This window comes from Mesorhizobium sp. M2E.F.Ca.ET.209.01.1.1 (assembly GCF_004010375.2).
Classification (GTDB): domain Bacteria; phylum Pseudomonadota; class Alphaproteobacteria; order Rhizobiales; family Rhizobiaceae; genus Mesorhizobium.
The window spans coordinates 1-357 of the sequence record NZ_SADP02000500.1 but is presented as its reverse complement, the minus strand read 5'-3'; the positions used below and the strand labels follow the sequence as shown (position 1 = coordinate 357).

Below are 357 nucleotides of genomic sequence, written 5' to 3'. Positions count from 1 at the left end.
GCGCCAACCACGCCTTCAACAACGACACTTCGGCCGCGCGCTACGACAAGAAGGCGGCCGACCTTGCCTGGGGCAGGACAGTGGCGTTTCTCAAAGAGAAGCTCGCCTAGTCGAACAAATTCATGTATTTGCCGCCGGCTTGTGCATGGCAACGCCGGCGATCACCAGAGCGACGCCGAGGCAATCCGTGACGACCGGCACCTGGCGCAGCACGACGACGCCGATGAGCGTCGCCGTGAGCGGCAGGAGCGACAGCATCAGCGCGAAGCTCGCGCGCGGCAGTCGCGCCATGGCGAGTTGATCGCAGATGTAAGGGATGACTGAAGAGCAGACGCCGACGCCGATCGCGGCGATCAG

Annotated in this window: 2 protein-coding genes; one reads left to right on the top strand and one right to left on the bottom strand. The window is 64.1% G+C overall.

Going from position 1 to position 357, the window contains the following annotated elements; genetic code table 11:
- Positions 1-110: dienelactone hydrolase family protein (locus EN852_RS36660; RefSeq protein ID WP_189546480.1), on the top strand; the 110-nt coding region annotated here is incomplete at its 5' end.
- Between the two features lie 10 nt (positions 111-120).
- Here EN852_RS36660 and EN852_RS36655 read toward each other — a convergent pair.
- On the bottom strand, positions 121-357 hold a 237-nt coding region (locus EN852_RS36655; protein ID WP_145994152.1), incomplete at its 5' end, for an EamA family transporter.